The sequence below is a fragment of the Clostridioides sp. ES-S-0001-03 genome (genome assembly GCF_020676075.1).
In the GTDB taxonomy this organism is placed as follows: domain Bacteria; phylum Bacillota; class Clostridia; order Peptostreptococcales; family Peptostreptococcaceae; genus Clostridioides.
Map to the genome: position 1 here is coordinate 213,304 of NZ_JACVWJ010000001.1, position 24,783 is coordinate 238,086.

Genomic DNA, 24,783 nt, shown 5'->3' on the forward strand with positions numbered 1-24,783 from the left:
AGTACGTCTTATCTACTTAGTTTGGATTTTACAGTGGATAGGCGTACATCTTTTTCACAGGTCTAATGTACTTAAAATACTGGTCTGGGTTATAATAAAAGTACATGATTCTTCCAGGGGTAATATCAGGACAGTAACCCTTACCAATGTAATCAAAAGTTGCCATAGCCATTTCAATCTTTTCTTCAACACTACAATTTTCCTGTTCATAATTAAATGGACCATGTTCAAAGATGATATACTCGGCTTCAGGAATATCAATCATAAGCATTTGTGGCGGAAGTTCCCCTCTATAATCAAAAGGAAGTCGTACGCCCCAACACTCTGTACGGAGAATACCCCAATCGCAGAGCCTGCCATCTGGACTGTTTATATAAGCCATAATCTGACCACTTCCACAGTTAGCTTCGCTTCCACCATCATCATCCAATTTACCCTTGATGCTGTCGAGCAAACCACAAATTGTTTCGTGGTCCTGTCCTGGAATAAGGTTTTGTTTTCTCCAAAAATCCCAATACCCGTTACTCTCATTGTTTTTAATGTACAAAAATTTATGTGCAGGTATGGTTGCAAAATAAATCTTGACACCATCTGTTGATTTAATCATTCCTATTTCTCCTAATCCTAAAAAGTAGCGGTCAAAAGGGGTTATTTTTGTACGAAGAACGACTGGCTTAGGATTTTTTCGATATTCACTTGGTGTTACACCATAAGTTCTTTTGAAAGCTCTGGTAAAAGCTTCATGTGATGAAAATCCATAATCAAAAGCAATGTCCAATAGACTCTTATCACTGTCCCTAACCTCTTTTAATGCAAAGGCTAATTTTCTATTCCGCAAGTAATCTCTAAACTGCATACCCGATATTTCTTTGAATTTTTTCGTTGTATAAAATTCAGAATATCCTAATTTGCGAGAAAGAAAGCGTAACGTTAAGACTTCGCCGTTGTAATTTTTAATACATTTGTCAATCTCGTCAATGATTATCTGAATTTGTTGTTGCCACTCATACATTTAACTATTCACCTCGTTTCAATTACCCTACATTCATTATAACGAAATAGAGAAGTTATGGCTTGATTTTACTTGTTGTCATTTAATTTTAATTCTGTGGATTTGCATCTTGTCTAATTTACTATATTATGTCACATTGACATGACAGCTTAAAAGGAATTAAGAATTAGGAACTATTGACAAAGTGTAAATTTAGCAGTAAAATAATTGCATGAGCAAATAGATTGTTGCGCTCGCAACAAAAATATAAATAACAATATTAAGGAGAGAACATGAGAGAGCTATTAAAATGGGTTTCCATTATAAATAGATATAACGCAAACTATATTGATAGGAAATTGGCTGATATTGGAATTAATAATAGCCAATATTTTTATGTATTACACATATGTAGTAATCCAGGTATTACACAGGATACTATATTTAAAAGAATTCTTGTAAATCCTAGTAATATAACAAGAGCTTTGGCAAACCTAGAAAAAGAAGGGTTTATCACTAGAGAACCAAGTGTTAAAGATAAAAGAACATGGCATCTGTATCCTACAGAAAAATCTTTGGCATGTTATGATGAAATAATAAAAATAACGAATGGATATGTAGAGGAATTGTTAAGTTCATTTAAAAAAGAAGAGCAAGAGTTGTTCATGTCAATGTTAAAAAAGACTGCTTTTATAGCTATTGATATGAATGAAGAAGCAAAATTGGAGGCGAAGGAAGATGGAAGAAAAATATAAAGAACCATTGGAGTATGAGAAAGTTTCAAAATTATTGACTAAGTATGCAATACCTAGCATTATAGCAATGTTAGTAAGTGCGTTATATAACATAGTTGACCAAATTTTTATCGGGCAAGGTGTTGGAGTGTTAGGTAATGCTGCTACAAATGTTAGCTTTCCACTAACAACAATATGTACTGCAATTGCTTTATTATTAGGTATTGGTGGAGCATCTAAGTGCTCATTAGAATTAGGTGCTAAAAATTCAGAAAAAGCTACAAAATCAGCGGGAAATTCTATTTGTCTAATGGCTATCTTTGGAATAAGTTTGTTTATAATAGTATCAATATTTTTAACACCACTATTGAAATTCTTTGGTTCCACATCAGAAATATTACCTTATGCACACACATACACAAAGATTACATCAATTGGATTGCCATTTCTTATAATGTCTACTGGAATGAGTAAGTTGATACTTGCTGATGGAAAACCAAAAGCTTCTATGTTTTGTATGTTGGTAGGAGCAGTTATTAACACAATTTTAAATCCACTATTCATATTTGTGCTTGATATGGGAATTGCTGGGTCTGCTTTAGCTACTGTTATTGGTCAACTTATATCTTTTGGCTTTAGTGTTTATTATGTAATGAATTTTCAACATATTAAACTACATAAGAAAAGTTTTAAATTAGAAAGTATAATTTATAAACATATATTTGCGCTAGGTTCAAGTTCATGTTTTAACCAATTAGCAATGACTGTAACACAAATAGTTATGAATAATACGTTGGCATATTACGGAGCTAGGTCAGTTTATGGAAGTGAAATTCCACTTGCTTGTGTTGGTATCATTATTAAAGTAAATATGATTTTTATATCTATAATTATTGGTATATCACAAGGGATGCAACCAATTATAGGATACAATTATGGAGCTGAAAAATATAATCGTGTAAAAGAAGCATATAAGTTAGCAGTAGGAAGTGCAACTGTTATATCTGTTATTGCATTCTTATGCTTCCAATTCTTCCCACGACAAATTACATCTATATTTGGTAATGGGAATGAAACTTACTTTATATTTGCAGAACATTATTTTAGAACTTTCTTGTTCTTAACATTTATAAATGGTGTTCAAATAGTATCATCAACTTTCTTTACATCAATTGGAAAATCAGTACTGGGACTTTTTACTTCTTTGACTCGTCAGATTCTGTTTTTAATTCCATTAATAGTGATTTTACCAATGTTTATGGGTATTGATGGAGTAATGTATGCGGGGCCAATAGCGGATGCCGCTGCTGCAATGGTATGTATATATTTTGCAGTTCATGAAATGAAATCATTGACTATAAAGCAAAATAAAGTAGTGAGTAATCATAAGGAGATTGTAGAGGTATAAGATAATCTTCAATAGTTCTAACAGCATAGTAATCAAATTATTTTTTATGGTAAGTAAATTGTTTTTATTGAATTTACTTACCATATTTTAATTATAAATAGTTATTTATCTCCATTTAGTTACATCATTTAACTTTAATCTAGGTCTTTTTGCTGGTTGTTCATCAGGATAACCTAACGATATTGCTGCAACCAATTGACTATCTGTATCTAACCACTCACATAATTCACGATATGCAAAGTACACATCACAAATCCAAAGACTACCTAAACCTAATTCTACAGCTGTAAGAGACATATTTTGAATTGCAGCTCCAATTGATTGTATGTTTGCCATCTCATAAAAACGTTCTTCAGCAGATAAGTTTTCTAAAGGTGACTTTCCCAACTTGTTTAAAATAAAAATTGTTATGGGAGCTTGTTTCATAATTTCAACAGTATAATTTGCTCCTGCAATATGTTGACGACTTTCTGGAAGAAGTCCATTGTTATCAATTTCATTTTGAATACCTTTGCTCATCGCTCTAAGCATAGATTCTTTTTCTTTTTCAGTGACAACAATAAATTTCCATGGTTGTCTATTTTTAGATGAAGGTGCATCTATTCCAGCTTCAATTATTTTTTCTATAGTTTCATGTGAAATATTTTGATTTTTATATTTTCTAATGCTACGTCTTTTCGATATAGAATTGCTTATCATTATAGTAACCTCCATTTATTTTTGTTAATTTTTCCAAGTAAGGTTTTTATTTAAAAGATTATATTAGTTTTAAAAATATATTTAGATAAAATCTATTTATATAAAATATATTTACGTTATGTTTACAAAAAACATATTCACATATAGAAGAATTGTTTTAATTATTTTATCATTAATTTAGAAAAAAGTCATTGTCTTTAGAAGTAGAACATGAGAATTCTGGTAAAAATAACACTGAAAATTTAATGTAGCTTTATCAAGGTATTAGTACTTGTATATTTACAACCTAGTGCAGAAAGCTCACTCTTTTAGGTGTGGATGGATAGCATAGATAGTGTATAAAAATATTGACATTAAGGGATTAACATACTATAATTATTTAAACATAAACATAAACATAAACATAAACATAAACATAAACATAAACATAAACATAAATATAAACATAAACATAAAAACAAAAATAAATACTTATGAGGTGATGTAATGAGATTTGATATGGATAATCTGTTATATATACTAATTTATATGACATTATTAGTATCTATCCTTGGATGCATAATTTACTTTTGTAAAGACCTCTTATATCATAAAATTAAATATGTTTTAAGGAAAAACATATTTATAAATAGATTTACATATTCTGAAAAAAGATTGCCTAAGCATTATATTGTTTTTCAAAAATATGATATTTGGAGGTATTATAGTATATTTTAATTTGAAATGATTCTATTACAGTTCAAGAATTTAAAATAAAAGGAGAGAATAGAATGGATTTCATTTCAAATATACTACAAGAGGTATTAAATATATTATTTAGTTTTACAGGAGATTTTGGGATTGCAATAGTACTTATAACTTTAATAGTAAAGTTGATGCTAATGCCATTGTCATTAAAACAAAGATTTTCTATGAAAAAACAACAAGAATTGGCAGAAAAGATGGAACATATAAAAGAAAAATATAAGGATAATGCTAAAGAACTTGAAAAGCAACTACAGATGCACTCTGTGGAAAGTATGAAGAGTATGATTGGGTGTTCCACAATTTTACTACAAATGCCAGTAATATATGCACTGTATCATGTATGCTTAAACATGCCAAAGGGATTTACGACAGTTATAATTCCTTGGATTGCTAATTTAAATACAGCTGATAATTTATTTATACTACCTTGTATATACACATTAACTATGCTAGCTCCAAATTTAATAAATTATATACCATATTTTAAGGTGAGTTCTCAAAGAACATTTAATAAACAAACGATTATAATGACTACTATAACGAGTCTTATAATAACTGTTAGAACTCCAGTAGCCCTAGGTCTATATTTTATAACAAGTGCAATTTATGCATTAATTGAAGAGATTTGCTTTAGAATATATTTTAATCAAAAAAATAAACTAGTATTAAAATAATATAATAAGTATTTTATAAATTCTTAGCCTGCCAACATGAATCAAAGTTGGCAGGCTATTTTTATAAATTGGTAGGTTATTTTTATAAACATATTATTTTCTAAAAAATAGTTATAAAATAAATTAATATAAACTAAAATAAAGTTAAAAAACTGAGATGATAAAATAATAATGGCTAAAATATTAGTAGTAGAAGATGAAAAAAGAATGCAAGATATCATTGTAGAATATATGCAAAAAGGAGGATATACTTGCGTAACTGCTGATGATGGAGTAGAAGCACTTACAATAGTGAAGAATAATGATATAGATTTAATGATATTGGATATTATGATGCCATATTTAGATGGATTCTCAGTATGTAGAGTTTCACGTGAAATGACTAATATACCTATTATTATGTTGACAGCTAAAGGTGAAGAAGAAGATAAATTAAAAGGCTATGAGTATGGGGCTGATGATTATAAAATGTTATGATGTATGAGAGTATCTCATTAAAATGATTTTTTATAAAAAGATTGTTCAAAAACTTCATGATTTCAATAATCACAGATTTAGGAGTATAGAGAAGCTTTTTATCAAGAATAGGAGAAATATTTTATTTTCAACATGGTATAGTGGGGAAGATGTAAGACTTAAATGTAGTTAAAGTAGAGTAGTTAAAGAATTAAGAAGACTCAATAATTAAGAATATTATAGAAAGGAATAATGTATTATGAAAATGCCCAATAAGATTGAAAATATTATGTTTGCTCCCTGTGGGATGAACTGTAAAGTCTGTTATAAACATTGTTATTCAAAGAAACCTTGTCAGGGATGTTATGCAGGTGACTTGGGGAAACCAGAACATTGCAGAAAGTGTAATATAAAAGAGTGTACAAAGATAGAAAAGATTACATACTGTTTTGAGTGTGAAAAATTTCCATGCAAATTGGTCAAAAACTTGGAAAAAAGTTACAATAAAAGATACGAAGAGAGCCTTATAAAAAATAATATTTTAGCTAAAGAGTCTGGAATAACTACTTTGATGGAAGCAGAATTAAAAAAATGGACTTGTATTTATTGTGGTGGCATTATTTCTTTACATGACTCTGAATGTTCTGAGTGTCATGCTAAAAAGGAATCAAAATAATAATAGCCTTATTGGCATATAGCTTTTCTCCGTTTCATTTAATTCTTGATGAAAATGAATATGTAAATGAAACGGAGGTCTATAAAATTTGAACTAGGTTAATTAAAACTATCGTAGTGATTAAAACTATCTTAGTGTATTATGTATAAAAATCAAAATAGAACAATTAAAATTTATCTAGTATATTACCTAGTTTATTTAGTGTATTACTTAATTTTTTTAGTATATTACTTAGTTTCTTTAGCATATTATTTAATTTCTTTTGATTTAAAGATGCCTTGCTTATAAAATTGTCCTGAATAAGGAATAGATAAAGCAAAAAATGCAATTATTACACCTGAAACAATAATCAAGAAATTAATAGATACCATATCAGCAAGTGGTCCAAAGAGTATCATCCCAAGAGGTATAAGACCAGTATATATAATAGTAGGTAAGCCCAATACACGACCTTGCATTTCTGGTACTACATGTTCTTGCAACATGGTCATAGCTGTTGCTTGAATAATTGGGATTGAAAAACTGGTAAAAAACATGAATATGAAAAATTGCCAAGATTGTGTAACAGACCCCAAAATAATAGAAAAGATAGCATAAGATAACATTGCCAAGAAAAATGTCTTATTTCGATTTTTAAAGCCACCAAATATTCCTATAACTAATCCACCTAGAACCATACCTGAAAAGCCAATCATTTCAATAATAGATAGATAAATATACCCCTTACCAAATGTACGCTCAATCAATAATCCTATAAGAAAGCCTGATGGTACGCAAAGAAAAATGAAAGCGCCATAAGTAAAAACTACTTTTCTAATAAATTTATCCGAAAAAGAGTATTTTATTCCAGATATCATGTCTGTTAAAAATGATACTTTTTCAGTTTGTTTTATTATATTATGTTTAGGTATTTTAATGAAGCAGAGTAATACAATAGCAATAATTGCAGTAATAATATCAATTAAAAGTACTTGAGATATTTTATTTCCTAGACCAAGAATTGCTGCGGATACAATAGGAACTATAAATTGAACTATAGATTGAAGACTGCCATTCATACCATTAAAACGCATTAAGTGTTCCTCTGGCACAAGTTGAGGAATCAGTGCATTTACAGCAGGTGTCTGTACACCACTTCCTAAAGAACGAATAATAGATACAACAGCAATTGCGATTAATTCATTTTCTCCTTTAATTCCTGACATCATAAGCATAAGTAGTATTAGTGTAGAAGCAGCGATTATAGTATCAGATACAATGATGAGTATTTTTCGATTATAGTAATCTGCCCATACACCTGCAAAAAAAGATATTAGCATTTGTGGTATGAAGGAGCATACAGTTAAGATTGTTACCCATATGCCTGATGACGTTTGAAGTGTGATATACCATATCATTGCCATCTGTACAAGTGATGAACCAAATAGGGAAATATATTGGCTCACTAAAAAGGTAAGGATTTTTTGCTTCCATGTAAAATGAGTATTTTTGTTTTCCATTCTATTCCTCCTTTGATTTGTGTGTTTAATTTTTCTTGCTCTTAAGAATAACACACAAATCAAAGTATGGAGTTAGAGTGGAGGGTTAAGAAAATTGTTCTTTCATGCTTTGAAGATGAGATTTCATTGATTTTGCGTTGTATTCCGCCTCTTTCAATGAGGTTATCAATTTGTCACATACTGAGATAATTTCATCATCGTCTTTTGGAGTATCAATAATATTTTTAATATTAGCATTGGGATTACAAGACAAAGCATTTAACATTCTTAAAATAGCTGAAAGAGAATAGTTTGCAGAGCGTAACGAATTAATAATTTTAAGGCGCTTTATATCTTCATCAGTATATACACGATAACCATTTTGCTTTCTTTTTACTTTTAATAACCCGTTCATTTCCCAATTTCTTAAAGTATCTATTGTAACCTTTAAGTGTTCTGAGGTTTCTTTTCTAGTTAAAAATAACTTGTCTGTCTCTTGTGTGTTTCCATTTAAAATTTCTTTAACAATATTGATTGCTTCCTCAGCATTTGATTTTTCTATTTCTAATTGTTGTAAGTAATGACTAACAAGAGAAATAGCTTTGTCAAAATCTTTATTTGCTGATGTTCTGACAATCTCAATTGCATTTTTTCTCAATCCTCTTTGTGTAACTTCAATTTTTAAGGCTGTACGAGCAAATTTAAATTGCTCTATATGAAAATCGTTAAAAATACGATAGCCATTAGGATTACGCTTAGGTTTAGGTATTAGTTCAAGTTCTTCATATAAACGTACTGTATTAGGATGTATACCAATCAAATCTGCTATTTCTGATGTTGTGTAGGTATTCATTTATATTCAACTCCTCTTGTGTGTATATAGCATCAACAATAATATCACTAAACGAAAGTCTGGTGTTATAGTGGAGGGTTGTTATAATCATTCCATATACAACTATTCTATTATAGAAGTAAGTATATGTTTTTTAATAAGCTGCCATCTATCACGAGGTTTAAAAACTATCTTAGATGGTATTGCTATAACCAAATCGTACTTTGGTATACAACAGATGGCATTTCCTCCAGCTCCCATTGCTGAATACCAAAGAGTTCCATCTTCTTCACATAGCCACCATAGATAACCATACTCATTGGAATTCATTTTGGTTGATTCTTCAATCCATGATTTAGATATAATACATTTATTATTCCAAATACCATCATTTAAATACAGAGAACCAAATCGTAACATATCTCTGGCACTCAATGTAAGTCCCCAGCCACCAGCAGTATTACCTTGCCTGTCTTTTGCCCAACCTTTAAGATTTTTTCCAAATAAATCTTCAAAATCAAAATTTTCTATATCATAATCGGGTATTTCTCTCATACCAATAGGTTTGAATAGATGTTCATTAGCAAACTCACGAGCACACTTTCCTGTAGTATTTGTAATAATAGCTGAAAGTAGGTGAACTCCAGCTGAAGAATATTTGAAAGTTCCAATGTTTTTGTTTTGACCAAGTTGATTTAGGGCATATTTTACCCAATCTCGTTGTTTAGAAAGTCTCTCTAATGATTCAGTTGTATTTTTAAAAGGGTATGGTGCAGTCATCGTAAGCAAGTGGCGTATAGTTACTGCTTTTTTGTATATATCAGCAGGGCTACAATTATATTCAGGAAAAAAATCAACAACTTTTTGCTCAACATCCTTTATATAACCCTTGTCTATTGCGATACCAATTAGGGCTGATATGATACTTTTTGTGACAGATGCAACATGAAAAGTATCGTCAGCATTATAACCATTATAATATTTTTCAAAGACGATATTTCCTCTTCTCGCTATGATTATTGCGTTTATATTGCTATATTGTGAGATTATTAAAGGTTCAAGCTGTGAAAGTTTTTTTGAATCCATTCCAACACTTGAAGGGTCTATATTTTCAAATTTCAAATCTAAGCAGTAACCTTTATCCATTATAAATACCTCCCTGTTATAGACTTTGAGTTTTCTTTTAGTTGTTGAGGAGAACCCTCTGCAATGATATATCCGCCTTTGTCTCCTCCTTCTGGACCAAGTTCAATAATCCAGTCACAAGTATTTAGAACTTCTATATCATGTTCAACAACAATTACAGAATTTCCATTTTCGATTAATTCATCCAACAATTGAATTAGTTTAGCAGTATCATACAGACTTAGACCAGTAGTGGGTTCATCCAACACATAGAGGATATTGCCTTTTCGTTTTTTACCAATCTCTTTTGCAAGCTTGATTCTTTGAGATTCTCCACCACTTAAAGTAGGGGTAGGTTGACCTAGTTTTATATAACCCATACCAATTTGTTCTAGTACTTTTAAGTGTGAAACAATATTTGGAGTATCTTCAAAAAAAACAACAGCTTCAGATACACTCATATTTAAGACATCATAGATATTTTTATTCTTATATTTAATGGATAGGGATTCATCATTAAATCTTTTTCCATGACACTCATTACATATACTGTCCATACTTAAATTATTTCCCAACCAGATTTTTTCATATCCACTACCACTACACTTAGGACAAGCACCTTTTGAATTGAATGAAAAATGCCCAGCAGTGAAATTTTGTTTTATTGATTCTGGTTGACCTGCAAATAAAACACGTATCTTATCCCATATCCCAATATAAGAGGCAGGAGTTGAGTTCATATTTCTACCAATAGGAGTTTGAGATATTTCTGAATATCCAGAGATATATTGTGTACCACTTAATTTATCAGCAATAGTTTCTACAATTGTATAATCATCCTCATTACTTACTTCATTTTCTTTAATAGTGGTTTTATTATTACTTGCTTGATTGTTGAAGTAACTTCTAAGAAGAGGGAGTAATGTATCTGATATAAGGGAACTTTTTCCACTACCAGATTTTCCAGCTATTCCAACCATAGCACCTAAAGGTAATGATGCAGTAATGTTTTTAAGATTATTTGTACTTGCATTTTGAACAACTATACAATGCATTTTTTCAATGTCCGTAATATTTTTAGATGATGTTCTAGTAGGCATGGAGTATTTTCCTGAGATATATTGTCCAGTAATTGATTCATTTGACTTAAGTAGACCTTCTAAATCTCCTTGATATATTAATTGTCCACCTTCAATACCAGCTTTTGGCCCTATATCAATAATATGTTCTGCCATATTAATTGTATTTTTGTCGTGTTCAACTACAATGACAGTGTTACCTAAATCTTTTAAATCTTTAATGGATTTTAGAATGTCGATTTTTTCGGATTCATGTAATCCCGCAGTTGGTTCGTCAAGTACGTAAATTAATGAGTCCATCTCTGAATCAAGGTGAGAATTTAAAAATAGCCTTTGTATTTCTCCACCACTTAAAGTTGACATCTCTCTGTATAAGGACAGATGACCTAGTCGTGCCTTTATTAGATTATTTGTCTTAATTAAAATATCAGCTATTAAATTTTTACCTAGAATAGTTAGTTTGTCTTGATTCAATAATGACTTTAGGAATTCATGAACTTCTAAAATGCTCATCTTTCCAAGTTCACCAATATGCTTTCCATTTAATAAAACTTGGCGTGCTTCTTCACCAATTTTAAAACCATGGCACTCAGAACAAGTAGTCATGCTATAAATACCATTTAAGTCTTCACCTCTTTGGTGACGACCATGAAGTACTTTTGCTAAAGAAGAACTTTGTTTTCCATTTTCATAGTGACCATATAGTACCTCGTTTTGTACTTCCTCAGGCAATTGTAAGAATGGTATATCTAAGTAATCTTTGAATTTTTTAGATAACACTCTCAAATATCCTGGTGTGATTTGGGCTCTATCCAAAACTTTTTTTAGGGTAGTGCGCTTATCCAAGATAAGTTTTTCAATATTAATCTCAAAGTATGCTCCACGTCCAGAACATTTCATACACATTCCATCTGAAGAGGTATATGAGAAATAACTTGGTCTTAAGCGTTCTTCTTTATTACCACAATTATTACAAATAAGATTGTTGTCTACAGGAGTGTTACACGCAGAACATATTACTTGTCCTTCTCCTGCATATAATAGTGTAAGCATACTAATAATATTGGTTCTAGTACCTACTGTTGAACGAGGATTACTCTGACGGATGATATTTTGTTTAACAGCTATAGTAGGAGCTAATCCTTGAATATTGTCAAATTTATTCTCATTATCAATGCCTGAAAGTATGCCTAAGGACTGTAAGTACTGTTTACGCCCTTCCTCAAATACAATATCGAACATAAGACTGGATTTACCTGAACCACTAACACCTGTTGCAACTACAAGCTTATTTTTGGGGATAGAGATATTTATATTTTTTAGGTTATGTATTTTTGCACCTTTGATTTTTATTTCTTTCATTAATTCACCTCATTTTATTAATTTTATCAAACTATAAAATTAGTATGTTTTAATCATTAATATAAGAAGAGGTTAAGCGAAATCATAGTATTAAAAAGGCTCTATAGGTAAATATATATCAACTATATGTTTATTTTGTGGGTGACTATTTGGGTCATTAAGATATACTTCAAAAGGAAAAGAATTACGTAGTTTATGCTCATCATTTGATAGCCATTCATTATACATAAAATCCCAAGCATCACTATATTCATCTTGAAAAATACTAAAATGTCCCACCAGATATTTCCCAGAAGGTATTGTAATATTGCCAAGGTCGCTATTTTCTTTGACAACAATATTATCTGGAATTGTCATACAAATACTAGTCCTCAAATGATGTTCTTGTGTAAATTGAGGATTATCATGATAAATAGCTAATATCTTTGTCTTTTCAAGTTCAATTAGATTCTGCTCATTTGCATAATCAAAGAGTTTTTCTACAATCTTTGGAAAGTGACTGGCCAAATTTCCATATGACCCAGTGTATCTAATATAAGCTGTATTTACATTATCAAGTTCTAAGATTTCAATTTCTCCCTTAACCTCTCTCTTATTTTTAGATTTAAGTTTTGATATGTGTCTATTATACTGAGAAATTTTATATGGTTCTTTGCAATTCTTGCTATAATTGTTTCTATATTTTATAGGGCTTATCTTATAATAATTTTTGAAGGCTCGCGAAAAAACTGCGGAATCAGTAAAACCGAAATAATGTGCAATATCAGTAACTGTCATATCAGTACGATGAATAAGAAAAGAAGTGGCTCCTTCTAGTTTTAACCTATTTACATACTGTGACAATGTTTCTTTTTCTATCGCTTTGAAAATTCTATGAAAATGAAACTTTGAAAAACCTGCTATATTAGAAAGCTCTTCAAGAGAAAGAGAATCATACAAATGCTCTTCTATGTAGTCTTGTACTTTGCAAATACGACGTAAGTATTCTTTTTTAATTTGGGAATCGGTCATAAGTATACCTCCTTATTGTAAAAATATATATTTTAAATACCCTTATTTATAGTAAATAAAGCGTTGAGTATGTGAAATTTAAAGTAAAAAAATGTTAAATAGATTTTTTATTAGGAGTTTTTCTTATATATAACAACAATTTATATTATAAGAGAATTTCTATCTTACTTTGTAACACTTAGTATAACATAGTGATATATTTTTAGATTGTATATTTGATTATACATTTATATAAAGTTAGAGACTATAACATGGACAAAAACTTAATATCTAGTAGGGTTGTAAACTTTGATACTAAGAACAATATATCAATTTTAAGAAAATGTTTACTAAATAATAAAATATTTATATTAAAAAAATTATTAAATTTATTGTTTAAATAAAAAAGTTAAATCTCATCTATTAACATAGAGCCTTTAAAACTTTAAAATGAAAAATATAGAAGAATGATTTTTAATAAAATATAATCATCTAATAAATTATTAAGAAATACAAAAATACTTACAAACAACTATTTATTTTAATTGGGGGAATAAGAATATGAACAATGGTTTTTATCAATTAAATTCAGCAGTATTATATTTTAACGAGCGAAGTGATGTAAACAAAATAAGGTTTAATCACTATATAATGAGAAAAGAAAACATACAAAGATTAAGGGGAACTTTACCAAGGGGACAGTTTATGATGACTGTAAGAAAGGCTGCATCTGACCTTGATTTATCAATATCTACAATAAGTAGGCTTGTAAATGAATTTATAGATTTAGGAATATTGAGACTAATAAGTCGAGGAGTGAAGGGAAATTGTTGCTCTGTATATAGTTATATATGCTCTGAAAGTAATGATACAGGTGTAATAAAGAAACGTAGAAGTTTTTTTGAAGATATATTAGAAAATATTAATGAAACAAATAATAGTAGCCAAAAGGTATCAAAACATGAATATAAGTATGACAAAGATAAGGCCAGTGATACCAATATGTATAGCTATGTAGATAAAGAGTATAGACAATGGGGTTATGACCCAGAACTTCATACTGTAGATGAAACAGAAGATGTAACAAAGAAAAAAGAATTATTAAAAAAAAATTTAAAAAAAGAGTTATTAAAAAAGAACTCCAAGAAAAATACTTATGTGGAAGAGGAATACTGTTATATAGAAAGTATTTATGAAAATATTATAAAAAAGTTAAATAAAGAGTCAGGGGAAAGTTTTAGGTTTGATTCAGAAACAGATAATAAACTTATAGCTGAAAGAAGAAAAGAAGGCCATAGCTTAGAAGATTTTTATAAAGTTATAGAATCAAGAGTGAAGAGCTGGAAGGAGACTCCTACGCTAGTGGATATAAAGCCAGAGATTCTATTTGGTCATGAATTCAAGACTTACTTAAATAAAAAGTGATTATAGTGGATAAGAGATATAAGTGGATAAGAGATATACTAGAATAGATATTATGAAAAATCTAAAATTTAGATATAGTTTATGTTCAGATATATTATATGTATAGAAAATAGGGTTATTAGTGTTATTAATAATAAAAAATATTACTGGAATTTTTAAAATTCCAGTAATATAAAATTTAAATTACAGTAATAAATAAGAAAATTTTTATAAACTGTATCATTAGAGTTATATACTATACTGTATCAACTTCATATTCTAATATTTTTCCAGTGATTGCACTGATTGTTATATCATATTCATTATTTCCCTTTATTATTTCGCCTTCATATTCTTTATCATCTTTATCATATTGAAATTTTACTATTTTACCACCAGGTACTTTGTTTAGCATTATTGACTTAGCTTTTTCAATGCTAATTATAGAGTTATTGTTATTAGAATCACTATTATTGTGATTATTATCAAAGTCATCATAATCATTATCATCATAATCATCGTCCATATCAATATCTATAATTCTTCCATCAAATGCATTTATCTCTATTTCATATGTTTTATTATCTTTTACAACTTTAGCCTCATATTCATTATCGTCAGCATCATATTTACAGTATATTAAATTACTATTAGGAATGGCATCTAGTATTATAGATTTAGCTTTATCTAAAGATATATTTTTGACACCTAAATTATTATTTATATCATCATCTTTTTCAATTTCTATTATTTTACCAGAGTAGGCATCTATTTCTACTTCATATACAATATTATCCTTTATAACCTTACTGTCGTATTTATTATCATCTTGGTCGTAGTAACAAACTAAAACATTACTTTCTGGAACAGCTTTTTTTAATATTTCCTTAGCTTCAATTAAAGATATTTTTTTAGTTTTATTTCTTATATCGACATTTTTTAGCTTTAAGATATCCTCAAATGCTTTTTGGTTATCACCTCCGCCAACTTGTGTTACTTCTTTTATGTCTTTATTGTTAATAAAATCTTTTTGGCTGTTTACAAGAGTGCCATTAGATATTATTACAGGAGAATTTTCTTTGGCTGCCAATACTCCTATTGATAATGCGTCTACTAGTGCATTTTCCTTGTTCATACCATCTTTAGTAACAAACACATTTTTTATACTTTTGGTTTTGTAAAATTGTTCAATAATTTTGGCATTGGTATTGTTTCTATCTGAACCACTGATTCTTTCTTTATTCGGATATTTTTTTACTGTATTGTCTGATAAAATCTTATTTCCACCAACTATATAAGATTTTTTTATAGACCTATTGTTTAAGAAATTTATACTGCTATTATTGCTGTTTTCCTCTGATACTAGTATTATAGGCATATTATGTATTGCTGATGGAGAAGCTATGCTAACAGCATCAGATAACCCCTTTAATCCATTTACAACTGCTACATTTTCCACTTTTTTTATTTTATCTATTTCTTTAAGTAAATTTGTAGACATTTCATAGATATTATTTCCTACTATTTTATTTACCTTTATGTTGAGTGATTTTATTTCATTTTCTACTTTATTAGATATACTATTTCCACTGTCCACTATATATACATTATCTACGCCAAGTCTTTTAAGTTCAGTTTTAGTTGAACTTTCTATACTATTATCATTTACTAATAGTATAGGAGCATTTTTTAATTTAGCAAAAGGATTTGCACAAAGTGCACTTTGAATAGAGTTGCCATTGACTATAATTGCTACTTTTGATTGAACCCATCCTAATTTACTCACTTCTACAGCCGTTTCATATCTTGTTTTACCTATTAATCTTTCTTGCTTTGTTACGTTGTTTGCAAAGATTACTGAAGAGCTAGAAAAAAACATCATACCTGCCACTAATATAGCTAAGTTTTTCTTATTCATATTTTTTACCTCACAATCCTTATATTTTATTATTTAGTATGAACTAGTAAAATATAATCTTAAAATCAAGTTACTATTAAATGTAACATTTTAAAATTAACAGATAAGAGTATTCAATATAAAGCTTTTATTTTACTATTTAACATTGTATCATAAATCTTTGGGAAAATGTTTTCGATATTGAATATATGTAAATCAGGATGGATTATTTTTATCATTTGATAAATAGGTTTTTCCCCATTATTTCATGTGTTCTAAAACAGGGACAAAGTTTATTCCTAAATCTGTTAGGAAATATTCTACTTTAGGTGGAATTTCTTGATAAATTTTTATAGTATTTAATTAAAAAATAAAAAAACTATTGACTTGAAGTTAACTCTAAGTAGTAAAGTATAATTATAGAAAATTTATAAATATTTAAAAACATAAATTAAAGTAGAGAATACATAAAGGGGGAAGCAGGACAATGGAACAAAAAAAATTAGGGTTTGGGTTAATGCGTTTACCAATAAAAGACGAAAATGATGCTACAAGTATTGATATGGATTACTTAAATAATATGGTTGATACTTTTTTAGAGAGAGGATTCACATATTTTGATACAGCATATGTATACCATATGGGTAAAAGTGAAATAGCACTTAGAGAATCTCTAGTAAAGAGACATAAAAGAGAAAGTTTTACAGTAGCTACAAAACTACCACTAATGGCTTTAAAAACAAAAGAAGAGCAGGAGCCTATTTTTAATGAACAGTTAGAAAAATGTGGTGTAGATTATTTTGATTATTATCTTTTACATAACATTGGTGTATCACATTATGAAATAGCTAAAAAAATTGACAGTTTCAAGTTTATTGAAGAAAAGAAAAAAGAAGGAAAAATAAAAAATATTGGTTTTTCTTTTCATGATAGTGCAGAACTATTAGACAAAGTATTGAATGAGCATCCAGAAGTAGATTTTGTGCAGTTACAAATTAATTATTTAGATTGGGATAATGAAAGCATACAATCTAGAAAGTGTTATGAAGTAGCAAAGAAACACAATAAACCTGTTATAGTTATGGAACCAGTAAAAGGTGGTACACTAGCAAAAATACCAGAAAGAGCCGAAAAATTATTTAACGATTATAATCCAGATATGTCAGTGCCATCATGGGCAATTCGTTTTGCAGCAAGTAAAGATAATGTCATGATGGTTTTAAGTGGAATGTCAAATATGGAACAACTATTAGACAACACAGGTTATATGCAAAATTTTGAACCATTTGTACAGGAAGAATATGATGTTATAAATGAAGCGGTGGAAATTATAAATGAAGCAATTGCAGTTCCATGTACTGCTTGCCAGTATTGCGTAGAAGGATGTCCAAAAAATATCGCTATTCCAAACTATTTTGCTTTATACAATGCAGAAAAGCAAGCTCTTAATACTGGATTTTCAACACAAATGGTTTATTATAATAACTACATTAAAACTTATGGAAAAGCATCAGATTGTATTGGATGTAAACAGTGTGAAAAAAATTGTCCACAACATATAAAAATTGTAGAATCTTTAAAGAATGTAGCAGAAATATTTGAAAAATAATTGCTACTATAAAATAATTAATGATACATAAAGAACTTGAAGTTAATTAAGTATAAGTGAAATAATTAATGTTATATAGAAAAGTTGAAGTTAATGAAATATCAGTAAAATAATTAATGTTATATAGAAAAGTCGAAGTTAATGAAATATCAGTTAAACTATTTAATCCGATTTTAAATTATACAGTATCAAGAAAGGAGGAGGATTTGTATGACAATTTCAGAAGTAAGTAGAAAATACGAACTTTCAGCAGATACTTTACGATATTATGAACGAATTGGTTTAATACCACCTGTAAATAGAAATAAAAGTGGAATTAGGTCTTTTACAGAAAAAGATTGTGAGTGGGTTAATTTCATCAAATGTATGAGAAGTGCAGGACTTTCCATTGAGACATTGATTGAATATGTAACTATGTTTCAACAAGGGAACAAAACTATCAAAGCGAGAAAAGAACTTTTAATAGAACAACGAAATCAGCTTTCTAGAAGAATTGAAGATATGCAGAAAACTTTAGAACGATTAAATAGTAAAATTGATGGATACGAGGATAAAGTTATTGAAAAAGAAAAAACATTAAAAAATAATAGTGAGAGTCAAAGAACGGAGGTATTGTCTTATGAATAAAAGTGTACTTGTATTGTCTGCAAGCCCTAGAAAAGGTGGTAATTCTGATTTATTATGTGACCAATTTATGCAAGGGGCATTAGAATCTAAAAACCAAGTAGAGAAAATATTTTTAAAAGATAAGGATGTTAAATATTGTATAGGATGTGGAGTCTGTTACGAGAAAGGTGGAAACTGTTCACAAAAAGATGACATGGAAGAAATTCTTGAAAAAATGATTAAAGCAGATGTGATTGTTTTGGCAACTCCAGTTTATTTTTATACTATGAATGCACAGATGAAAACTATGATTGATAGAACTTGTTCGAGATACACTGAAATTTCTGGAAAAGAGTTTTATTTCATCGTTGCCGCAGCCGACAATAGTGAGCAGGCTATGGAAAGAACATTAGAAGGATTCAGAGGATTTACGTCATGTCTAAATGGTGCTAAGGAAAAAGGTATAGTGTATGGCGTAGGAGCTTGGCATGTAGGTGATATCAAAGAAAGTGTAGCAATGAATCATGCCTATGAAATGGGCAAGTCAGTGTAGTGAAGGGAGATTTTTAAGAGTATCAGATTTACTAAATTTTATTGATAGAGTGAGTTCAGAATAATCTAGACAAAATAAATAGTAGACTAAAAGTGTTCTAGCATTTAGAGGCTGTAAGTAGATTTGTGTAAAACAAATTTACCTACAGCTTTTTGTTGTATATAATTGGTAAACTAGATAATTAGTTTTTTCATCCATAGCATCAGTCTTCATATTTTATTATTATATCATAAATATAAATACTAATTTTATAAATTAAATAATTTATAAAATAAATATAAATAAATTATATATAAAATATAAATGGTTATAAACAAATCAACTACTGATAAGATGAATTTTAATGATAGCATATAACACTTCAAGGAAATTCTTATTATGGGGGAGATGTTCCAGAATTAAGTGAAAGTGAAGAAGATAAAAAACCATTAATAGGAGCAACAAATTTCATAACTAGAGGCTTTTCTAATATGAGTATTGTCACATTGACAGAGACAAATCAGACTATAAAAAACATTAACTTTATATACATCATTTTTTCTAGACAAAATTTCTATCTTTTCAAGGTTCTTAAACACTTTCATTAACTGGTCAACTAATTCGATTTCCTTTATTCAAGCCTTTAAGTATCTACTTTTATTCTTTTTGATATAGTTTTCTAATGTCATAGAATAATTATCTTTACTATAAATATATTTTAATATATGTTATTCTGTTGCGGATAAAGTAATATCATTTTCAAATAACTCATTAAGCTTATGCATCTAAAACTTATTATATGATAAAGTCGATATTGAAATGTAACATAGATGCTTATGATTATATAATAGAAGCAGTACATGTAGGAGGAAATTTAAGATTACAAAATAACTTTAATGATTATATAGTAAAAGCAATACATAAAGGCTATAATTAGATTTACAGAAAAGTAAATTTATCCACAGCCTTTTGGTATCCACAGTTTTTTTATATGCACAGAATTTTGATATACATACAAATCTATGCACATTTTTATCATTTATTTGATATCTAAATTTATGTGTGTTTTAGTAGCATATTAAACAGATTTCTGCATAATATTATTCTCTTTACTAATTAACTTTTTTAGATTTTTCCAATCTATTTCTTCCATATTAGCAAAATAATGTCCACTTCCTACACAAGTTAAATAGGACTTGCCATCTAATTCAAATGAAGAACCCCCAATACATTTTGGATTACATTTTTTACAAGTACGAGTTTTTGTAATACTATCTTTAATAGTTTTAGAACATTCCTCCACAGTATCTCTATATGTATTTAGATTATAAAGGTTTGCTTTAACTCTCCATTTTTTCTCATTACATTCAATAGTAAATAGACTACGCTTTGGTTTTTTAGTTGAATATAATATACGATAAGAACGAGCTCCTGTTCGTGGTTCAATCTTGCAACCTAGTAATTGACCAAGCTTATGAAAATCATAAGCAATATTATAATCTTTCACACTTAGTACTTTTAGCATTTCTTCTGTTGTTTCTGCTGTTAATGGACTTTTGTTCATAATTAAAAACCCCCTATATAAATAAAAATTTTGCATATAAATAGTAGCTTTATATACAAATAAAAACTAATAATAGTATAGTCAATCAAGTTATCAAAATCAATAAAATAGCTGTAATCTTACATTATTAGGCATGAAATGAGAGGTATTGTTTTGTAGAGGTAAAGACTTAATAGTATGAAAATTCACTCAAACATGATACAATCCTATAAAAGATTTAAAAAATAAGAAGGGAGAAAGTTGCTGAAATAATTTTATACTTTACTTATATTTTATAAAATAAACGTATATCTTATAAAATAAATGGGGTCATTAAAAAATAGTTTTGTAAGTTTTCAGCAGCAGTAGTGGAATGATAATTTTTTGGTTACTATTATACTTGGCTATTATATTTTCAATAGGTTCTATGATAACAAAAGTAAATAAGGTCTGGATTAAAGTGTTGCTATTTGTAGCAGTAGGATTGTCAACCATAGTTCTTTCATACATGATAGCATAATAACTTAAAACTTTAGAACTATTTAAATAAAATTCGCAAATTCTCAAAACAGGAATTCTCAAGTTGGTAAAATTCCAGATATGAGAAAAAAATTAGTACTATAAAAAAACTATTTTCGGATTATTTTTTATGGAAAGGTTTCAATTTAGGTGTTTTAAGTGGTTCTATAAAGTTTTATGAATAAAAAGAAATTGGCATGCTAATTGCTTTAATAAATATTAACATGAACACAAATAAATATAATAATCTGAGTATTGATTATTTGAAACTTTGGACTTGATTTCTTGTCTAGAGGTTCATATTAATATTGGTGTTTAGGAAATTTTATTTTCCTGTAAATATAACTTAATAATAGGAGGTGAAATCATGTCAAAAGTAGTAATAGCTACAGAGAAAGCTCCAGGAGCAATTGGACCATATTCTCAAGCAATACAAGTTGGAAATATAGTTTCTACATCAGGTCAACTTCCAATAGACATGAAGACAGGCGAGTTAGTATCTGACCCAAAAGAAGCAACAAAAGCTTCTTTAGACAATGTAAAAGCAATACTAGAACAAGCTGGTACAACTATGGATAAAGTATTTAAAACTACAGTTTTCGTAAAAGATTTAAAAGATTTTAATGATATTAACGAAGTGTACGCTACATATTTTAAAGAAAATCCACCAGCAAGATCATGTGTACAAGTTGCTCAATTACCAAAAGATGCAGTTTTAGAAATTGAAGCAATGGCAGTATTATAATAATAAAACCAATGACAAAACTAATGAAAATTAAAAACTAATAAAAAAAGTCTACAATTAAAAAGTTTATATTAAAAAAGTCTATATAAAAATCTATCTAAATATTTAACTATTGAGCTTTTCTTATATAACATATATTTTTGTGCCAAAAATATATTTGTTATAGGAGGAAAGCTTTTTTTATTTTATTATTTGTGTATTATAATTAAAGTAATCCTAATATAAAACAATCTTTTTATAATTATTATTATGTATTTCAATGTAAATATATAAATAAGTAATGTTTTATATATATTTTAAAAATTAACTATATGTTAAAATATAGTTAAACTGATAATTTAGTAAATTAAATTCTAATGGGGGAAACTATGGTAAGTAAATTAAAGGAATTTCAACAGGAAATGATAAAATACACTGAAACAGTAGCTAGCGTGTTAGATGTAGATATTGAAATAGTTGATGATAGATTAATAAGAATTAGTGGCACAGGTCTGTATAAATCAAAAATAAATGAAAGCGTTGTTACTGAAGGTTTTCTTTATGATAAAGTTATACAGACAGGTCAGGAATTAGTCGTATTAGATATATGTGATAATCAGCTTTGTATAGAATGTTCCCATTACATGAAATGCCTAAATAAAGTAATAATAGCAGTTCCAATAAAATATAATAATCGTACTATAGGAGTAATTGGTGCTATTAGTACAGATAAAACTAAAAAAGTAGAAATAAGTGCAAAAATAGATAATTATTTGAAGTTTGTCAATCATATATGCGATTTAATTTCTATGAAGATAGAAGAACATGAAGTGTCAAAAAGTAGCAGTAGAAAAATGAACATGATGATAGAAATAATTGAAAATGTTGAAAAAGGTGTTGTTATATTAGATATAAATAGCAAAATATCTTATATAAACAATATTGCTTTGAAAAAATTAGATATTGGAAAAGATATAATAGAAAATACAGTAAAAATAGTATCTGTTGAATCTTCTTCAAATGGACATGAATTACTAGAAATTGATATTGATAACAAAATTTATAATATAAATGCCAAAATAATTCCTGTATATCCATATATAAATCAATATGACAAGATAATTATATTTGATAAGACATATATAAACCATAAAGGACATGGGAAAGTCAATAGTGGATGGGGAAATAGTGATATAGAGTCTATAATTGGGAACTCAGAATCAATGGTGAAAGTTAAAGAGAGAACTAAGAAATTAGCAAAGTCAAATTCAACAGTTCTTATAACTGGTGAAAGTGGTACAGGGAAAGAGCTAATTGCTAGAGCTATACATGCTGAAGGAAGTAGATGGAATAAGCCATTTATTGCTATAAACTGTGCTGCTATTCCAGAAAACCTTCTTGAAAGTGAGTTATTTGGCTATATAAAAGGTGCATTTAGTGGGGCTAGTAGTGGAGGTAAGGTTGGTAAGTTTGAACTTGCAAATGAAGGTGTCATATTTCTTGACGAAATGGGAGACCTATCTATGCCTTTACAAGCAAAGTTACTTAGAGTTTTGCAGGAAAGAAAATTTGCAAGAATTGGCTCAAATAAACTTATAGATTTAGATATAAGAGTAATTGCTGCAACGAATAAAAACTTACTTAAGTTGGTGAATGAAGGTAAGTTTAGAGATGATTTGTACTATAGGTTAAACGTAATTCCTATAAATTTGCCACCTCTTAGGGAAAGAAAAGATGATATTGAAACTATAATGATGAAATTTGTTTCCAAGTATTCTTTAGAATTAGATATAAAATTGAATCAAATAGAAAAAAATGTAATGAATATGTTGGTTAATTATAATTGGCCGGGAAATATAAGAGAATTAGAAAATGCAGTTGAATATATGATGAATTTAGTTGGAGAAGATGGAATAATCTATAAAGATATGCTTCCATTAGATATTTTGAACTATTATAATATTGAAGGAAATAGTTTTAAGAGTAATAATAAGGTAACAAAGTTTGAAGATGATATAGTCGGGGGAATAGTAGAAAACCAAGAAAAAATACTTTCAATTAAAGAATTGGAGTTAACTTACATACATAAGTTGTTAAATAAATATGGAAGAGATACAAAGACAAAAAAGAAAATAGCAAAAGATTTAGGGATAGGTTTAGCTACATTATACAGAAAACTAGAAGAGGAACAACAATAAATTAAACATAGAAAATAGTTTTAAATGTATGGTAATGTGATTTGTAGGTCAATAAAAATAAAGCCTCTATAATAGAAGTGTCACTAGAAGAGACTAATATAGTAATAATACTATAGAAAAATAAAATTATAAGCTTGTAAGATATTGAGTCAGTATAAATAATAGAAAATAAAAGTTTGAGCTTATAAAGTGCAAATATGTAAAACATAAAAATAACAGTATTATAGAAAGCTAAAATAAAAACATAAAATATAGAAGGTTATAACAATATAAATATAGAAGGTAAAAATAGTAATATACAAGCCAAAATAACAGACATATAGAAAAGTAAAAGCATAATAAAGGAAAATAAAAACAAAGAAACGGTTTCTCGAAATGATAATTCTCGTATTGATAAAAATTTCCCAATATGAGAATTTTTTCTTTTATAAATCTTATTTTTCACACTCAGATTTTACAACGTTTAAATAAATTTGAAAAAAGTATGTAATTCCAACATA

At 28.4% G+C, this 24,783-nt stretch carries 22 protein-coding genes; 12 read left to right on the forward strand and 10 right to left on the reverse strand.

The features are described 5' to 3' along the window. Positions 1–28: 28 nt before the first annotated feature. Positions 29–1,012, reverse strand: coding sequence for a helix-turn-helix transcriptional regulator (locus tag IC174_RS00945; RefSeq protein WP_227481892.1), 984 nt, complete (start codon positions 1,010–1,012; stop codon positions 29–31). A gap of 272 nt (positions 1,013–1,284) precedes the next feature. Here IC174_RS00945 and IC174_RS00950 point away from each other — a divergent pair, with 272 nt between their 5' ends. Together IC174_RS00950 and IC174_RS00955 are read left to right on the forward strand one after the other, a co-directional pair. Next, positions 1,285–1,746, forward strand: coding sequence for a MarR family winged helix-turn-helix transcriptional regulator (locus IC174_RS00950; RefSeq protein ID WP_227433746.1), 462 nt, complete (start codon positions 1,285–1,287; stop codon positions 1,744–1,746). Continuing rightward, positions 1,730–3,133 carry an MATE family efflux transporter gene (locus IC174_RS00955; protein ID WP_227481893.1) on the forward strand — a complete coding sequence of 468 codons (1,404 nt, stop codon included), beginning with the start codon at positions 1,730–1,732 and terminating at the stop codon, positions 3,131–3,133. Before IC174_RS00950 ends, IC174_RS00955 begins: the two co-directional genes overlap by 17 nt. Positions 3,134–3,238: 105 nt before the next feature. On the opposite strand, the gene IC174_RS00960 is transcribed toward IC174_RS00955, so the two are convergent. Then, positions 3,239–3,832: a nitroreductase family protein gene (locus IC174_RS00960; RefSeq protein ID WP_227481894.1), complete on the reverse strand. Its 594-nt coding sequence runs from the start codon at positions 3,830–3,832 to the stop codon at positions 3,239–3,241. Positions 3,833–4,602: 770 nt separating this feature from the next. On the opposite strand from IC174_RS00960, the gene IC174_RS00965 reads away from it, so the two are divergent. From IC174_RS00965 to IC174_RS00975, 3 genes are all read left to right on the forward strand, one after another. Then, entirely contained in the window at positions 4,603–5,253 is a 651-nt protein-coding gene (locus tag IC174_RS00965) for a YidC/Oxa1 family membrane protein insertase (RefSeq protein ID WP_227433749.1), read from the forward strand. Between the two features lie 171 nt (positions 5,254–5,424). Continuing rightward, positions 5,425–5,730 (forward strand): response regulator, encoded by a 306-nt coding sequence (locus IC174_RS00970; protein ID WP_413927169.1) that lies wholly within the window; start codon positions 5,425–5,427, stop codon positions 5,728–5,730. A 238-nt stretch (positions 5,731–5,968) separates the two neighbouring features. Continuing rightward, entirely contained in the window at positions 5,969–6,385 is a 417-nt protein-coding gene (locus tag IC174_RS00975; RefSeq protein WP_227433750.1) for a DUF3795 domain-containing protein, read from the forward strand. Between the two features lie 248 nt (positions 6,386–6,633). Here IC174_RS00975 and IC174_RS00980 read toward each other — a convergent pair whose 3' ends face one another. From IC174_RS00980 to IC174_RS01000, 5 genes are all read right to left on the reverse strand, one after another. Further along, complete coding sequence (locus tag IC174_RS00980) at positions 6,634–7,884, reverse strand: MFS transporter (RefSeq protein ID WP_227481895.1); 1,251 nt, start codon at positions 7,882–7,884, stop codon at positions 6,634–6,636. 85 nt (positions 7,885–7,969) lie between these two features. Beyond that, entirely contained in the window at positions 7,970–8,716 is a 747-nt protein-coding gene (locus IC174_RS00985; protein WP_227481896.1) for a MerR family transcriptional regulator, read from the reverse strand. A 102-nt stretch (positions 8,717–8,818) separates the two neighbouring features. Continuing rightward, on the reverse strand, positions 8,819–9,841 hold the full coding sequence (locus IC174_RS00990; protein ID WP_227433752.1) for a serine hydrolase domain-containing protein: 1,023 nt from the start codon (positions 9,839–9,841) through the stop codon (positions 8,819–8,821). Further along, positions 9,841–12,261: an excinuclease ABC subunit UvrA gene (locus tag IC174_RS00995; protein WP_227433753.1), complete on the reverse strand. Its 2,421-nt coding sequence runs from the start codon at positions 12,259–12,261 to the stop codon at positions 9,841–9,843. The genes IC174_RS00990 and IC174_RS00995 overlap by 1 nt, the downstream gene beginning before the upstream one ends. A gap of 90 nt (positions 12,262–12,351) precedes the next feature. Next, positions 12,352–13,272, reverse strand: coding sequence for an AraC family transcriptional regulator (locus IC174_RS01000; protein WP_227433754.1), 921 nt, complete (start codon positions 13,270–13,272; stop codon positions 12,352–12,354). 540 nt (positions 13,273–13,812) lie between these two features. On the opposite strand from IC174_RS01000, the gene IC174_RS01005 reads away from it, so the two are divergent. Continuing rightward, on the forward strand, positions 13,813–14,676 hold the full coding sequence (locus IC174_RS01005; RefSeq protein WP_227481897.1) for a conserved phage C-terminal domain-containing protein: 864 nt from the start codon (positions 13,813–13,815) through the stop codon (positions 14,674–14,676). Positions 14,677–14,911: 235 nt separating this feature from the next. On the opposite strand, the gene IC174_RS01010 is transcribed toward IC174_RS01005, so the two are convergent. Continuing rightward, complete coding sequence (locus IC174_RS01010) at positions 14,912–16,573, reverse strand: cell wall-binding repeat-containing protein (RefSeq protein ID WP_227481898.1); 1,662 nt, start codon at positions 16,571–16,573, stop codon at positions 14,912–14,914. Between the two features lie 240 nt (positions 16,574–16,813). Further along, entirely contained in the window at positions 16,814–16,906 is a 93-nt protein-coding gene (locus IC174_RS21310) for a winged helix-turn-helix transcriptional regulator (protein ID WP_227433990.1), read from the reverse strand. Between the two features lie 133 nt (positions 16,907–17,039). On the opposite strand from IC174_RS21310, the gene IC174_RS01020 reads away from it, so the two are divergent. The 3 genes from IC174_RS01020 to IC174_RS01030 all read left to right on the forward strand — a co-directional run bounded on the left by IC174_RS01020 (position 17,040) and on the right by IC174_RS01030 (position 19,320). Next, a complete protein-coding gene (locus IC174_RS01020; protein ID WP_227481899.1) occupies positions 17,040–18,161 on the forward strand; it encodes an aldo/keto reductase in 1,122 nt (373 codons plus the stop codon). Between the two features lie 210 nt (positions 18,162–18,371). After that, positions 18,372–18,788 carry a MerR family transcriptional regulator gene (locus IC174_RS01025; protein ID WP_227433758.1) on the forward strand — a complete coding sequence of 139 codons (417 nt, stop codon included), beginning with the start codon at positions 18,372–18,374 and terminating at the stop codon, positions 18,786–18,788. Further along, complete coding sequence (locus IC174_RS01030; RefSeq protein ID WP_227481900.1) at positions 18,781–19,320, forward strand: flavodoxin family protein; 540 nt, start codon at positions 18,781–18,783, stop codon at positions 19,318–19,320. Before IC174_RS01025 ends, IC174_RS01030 begins: the two co-directional genes overlap by 8 nt. Before the next feature lie 1,057 nt (positions 19,321–20,377). Here the strand turns inward: IC174_RS01030 and IC174_RS01035 are convergent. Then, positions 20,378–20,863, reverse strand: a complete 486-nt coding sequence (locus IC174_RS01035) for a hypothetical protein (RefSeq protein ID WP_227481901.1) — start codon at positions 20,861–20,863, stop codon at positions 20,378–20,380. Between the two features lie 352 nt (positions 20,864–21,215). Between IC174_RS01035 and IC174_RS01040 the strand changes: the two genes are divergently transcribed. The 3 genes from IC174_RS01040 (at position 21,216) to IC174_RS01050 (ending at position 24,283) form a co-directional block, all read left to right on the forward strand. Further along, positions 21,216–21,362, forward strand: a complete 147-nt coding sequence (locus IC174_RS01040; protein ID WP_054274210.1) for a hypothetical protein — start codon at positions 21,216–21,218, stop codon at positions 21,360–21,362. A gap of 366 nt (positions 21,363–21,728) precedes the next feature. Beyond that, positions 21,729–22,106, forward strand: a complete 378-nt coding sequence (locus IC174_RS01045; RefSeq protein ID WP_227433761.1) for a RidA family protein — start codon at positions 21,729–21,731, stop codon at positions 22,104–22,106. A gap of 368 nt (positions 22,107–22,474) precedes the next feature. Then, the gene (locus tag IC174_RS01050) at positions 22,475–24,283 is read left to right on the forward strand and encodes a sigma 54-interacting transcriptional regulator (protein WP_227481902.1); all 1,809 of its coding nucleotides are present in this window, start codon (positions 22,475–22,477) and stop codon (positions 24,281–24,283) included. The last annotated feature ends 500 nt before the right edge of the window (positions 24,284–24,783 follow it).

Bases quoted from the DNA above. Each gene is read 5' to 3' on its own strand.
- IC174_RS01020 (WP_227481899.1), top strand. From the start codon at position 17,040: ATGGAACAAAAAAAATTAGGGTTTGGGTTAATGCGTTTACCAATAAAA.
- IC174_RS01050 (WP_227481902.1), top strand. From the start codon at position 22,475: ATGGTAAGTAAATTAAAGGAATTTCAACAGGAAATGATAAAATACACT.
- IC174_RS01025 (WP_227433758.1), top strand. From the start codon at position 18,372: ATGACAATTTCAGAAGTAAGTAGAAAATACGAACTTTCAGCAGATACT.
- IC174_RS00945 (WP_227481892.1), bottom strand. From the start codon at position 1,012: ATGTATGAGTGGCAACAACAAATTCAGATAATCATTGACGAGATTGAC.
- IC174_RS00985 (WP_227481896.1), bottom strand. From the start codon at position 8,716: ATGAATACCTACACAACATCAGAAATAGCAGATTTGATTGGTATACAT.
- IC174_RS01045 (WP_227433761.1), top strand. From the start codon at position 21,729: ATGTCAAAAGTAGTAATAGCTACAGAGAAAGCTCCAGGAGCAATTGGA.
- IC174_RS01035 (WP_227481901.1), bottom strand. From the start codon at position 20,863: ATGAACAAAAGTCCATTAACAGCAGAAACAACAGAAGAAATGCTAAAA.
- IC174_RS00990 (WP_227433752.1), bottom strand. From the start codon at position 9,841: ATGGATAAAGGTTACTGCTTAGATTTGAAATTTGAAAATATAGACCCT.
- IC174_RS00955 (WP_227481893.1), top strand. From the start codon at position 1,730: ATGGAAGAAAAATATAAAGAACCATTGGAGTATGAGAAAGTTTCAAAA.
- IC174_RS00975 (WP_227433750.1), top strand. From the start codon at position 5,969: ATGAAAATGCCCAATAAGATTGAAAATATTATGTTTGCTCCCTGTGGG.
- IC174_RS01030 (WP_227481900.1), top strand. From the start codon at position 18,781: ATGAATAAAAGTGTACTTGTATTGTCTGCAAGCCCTAGAAAAGGTGGT.
- IC174_RS00970 (WP_413927169.1), top strand. From the start codon at position 5,425: ATGGCTAAAATATTAGTAGTAGAAGATGAAAAAAGAATGCAAGATATC.
- IC174_RS01005 (WP_227481897.1), top strand. From the start codon at position 13,813: ATGAACAATGGTTTTTATCAATTAAATTCAGCAGTATTATATTTTAAC.
- IC174_RS00950 (WP_227433746.1), top strand. From the start codon at position 1,285: ATGAGAGAGCTATTAAAATGGGTTTCCATTATAAATAGATATAACGCA.
- IC174_RS01000 (WP_227433754.1), bottom strand. From the start codon at position 13,272: ATGACCGATTCCCAAATTAAAAAAGAATACTTACGTCGTATTTGCAAA.
- IC174_RS00960 (WP_227481894.1), bottom strand. From the start codon at position 3,832: ATGATAAGCAATTCTATATCGAAAAGACGTAGCATTAGAAAATATAAA.
- IC174_RS00995 (WP_227433753.1), bottom strand. From the start codon at position 12,261: ATGAAAGAAATAAAAATCAAAGGTGCAAAAATACATAACCTAAAAAAT.
- IC174_RS01040 (WP_054274210.1), top strand. From the start codon at position 21,216: ATGATAATTTTTTGGTTACTATTATACTTGGCTATTATATTTTCAATA.
- IC174_RS01010 (WP_227481898.1), bottom strand. From the start codon at position 16,573: ATGAATAAGAAAAACTTAGCTATATTAGTGGCAGGTATGATGTTTTTT.
- IC174_RS00980 (WP_227481895.1), bottom strand. From the start codon at position 7,884: ATGGAAAACAAAAATACTCATTTTACATGGAAGCAAAAAATCCTTACC.
- IC174_RS00965 (WP_227433749.1), top strand. From the start codon at position 4,603: ATGGATTTCATTTCAAATATACTACAAGAGGTATTAAATATATTATTT.